Annotated in this window: 1 protein-coding gene; it reads left to right on the forward strand. The window is 61.8% G+C overall.

Going from position 1 to position 1393, the window contains the following annotated elements; genetic code table 11:
• Positions 1–317: 317 nt before the first annotated feature.
• A complete protein-coding gene (locus AC1D06_RS39520) occupies positions 318–1259 on the forward strand; it encodes an MYG1 family protein (RefSeq protein WP_477990988.1) in 942 nt (313 codons plus the stop codon).
• Positions 1260–1393: the final 134 nt, after the last annotated feature.

The raw sequence follows: 1393 nt of genomic DNA on the forward strand, positions 1-1393 counted from the left end.
TCAGTCCCTGCTGCGACGGACGAGCGGGGTGCGAAGCGCCTTGCAAAGGACGAGCGGCCGGGATGGCGAGGCGGCGGTTGAGCGATAGCAGCGGCGGGTGGGCCGGTCTGCGAACCCGCCTTCTCAATTCCCCTTCTCATTTTCTTCCCTTCAATTCGAAGGTCGTGACGACTTCCCACCTGGCACCAATGCCGACGATGAAGCTGCGGAGGGATGGCACGCGATACGGCGTCGAGGAGGCGCTCTTGGCCCTTGAACTRCCGCTCGCCAGTCGGTATCCGACAGCCAAGATTGATCAGAAAGAATAGGCAGCCTGCATGACACCAACGTTTCTCGTCACGCATTCCGGTGGTTTCCATGCAGATGAGCTGCTGTCCAGCGTGATCCTGACACGGCTGTTTCCGGAGGCGCGGGTTATCCGCAGCCGGGCGGCCGAGTGGATTGCACCCGGCAATGACAGGATCATCTACGATGTCGGCGGAGCCTTCGATCCGAATGCGGGGATCTTCGATCATCACCAGCGCGGCACGCCGTTGCGGGACGACGGCCAGCCGTTCAGCTCATTCGGACTGATCTGGCGCCAATTCGGGCGAGACTACCTCACCGCCTCCGGCGTTCCCACATCAGATATCGCAGCCTTGCATGCAAAGTTCGACCAGGACTTCGTCTTGCCGGTCGACTTGATGGACAATGGAGCCTTGAGCCCGTCCGTTGCCGGCGCCCTGGCCAAGCTGACGCTGCCCGTCCTGTTGGAAACCCTGAAACCTGTCTTCGATGACAAGGAGCCGGGTGCTGACGACCGGGCATTCCACGACGCGCTTTCGATCGCACGCAGTTTTGTCGAGGCGAGCATAAGACAGGACGCTGCGAAGCTGCGTGCAGAGTCGATCGTGCGCCAGGCGATAGCAGCCACCGGTGACGGTTCTGTTCTGGAGTTGCCGATGGGAATGCCGTTCAGGCCGGCGATCGTGAAGGCGGGCGCGGATCATTTGCTGTTCGTTGTTCATCCGCGGGACACAGACTGGTGCGTGACCGGCATCCGGCGGTCGGGCGACAGCTTTGAGCAGCGCGCCGATCTGCCGGCAGCGTGGGCCGGCTTGACCGGCCGGGATCTCGCGCCAGTCTCTGGCGTGGCGGACGCCACGTTCTGCCATAATGGTCTCTTCATCGCTGCGGCCAAGACGCGCGAAGCTGCACTCGAAATGGCCAGGATTGCGGTTACTCATGCCAGACAGGCGAACGTGCAAGTGGCGATCTGAGCAAGAAAAAAGGGCCGACGGAAAACCGCGGCCCATAAGGTGTGAAGGTAATTTAAACCTCCAGAGGGGAACAGCTGGTGCGGCGGCACTGGGAGGAGAAGCCGCCATGTGCATCAGCTGCGAGCACTATGCTM

Source organism: Rhizobium sp. P2_G2 (assembly GCF_056403555.1).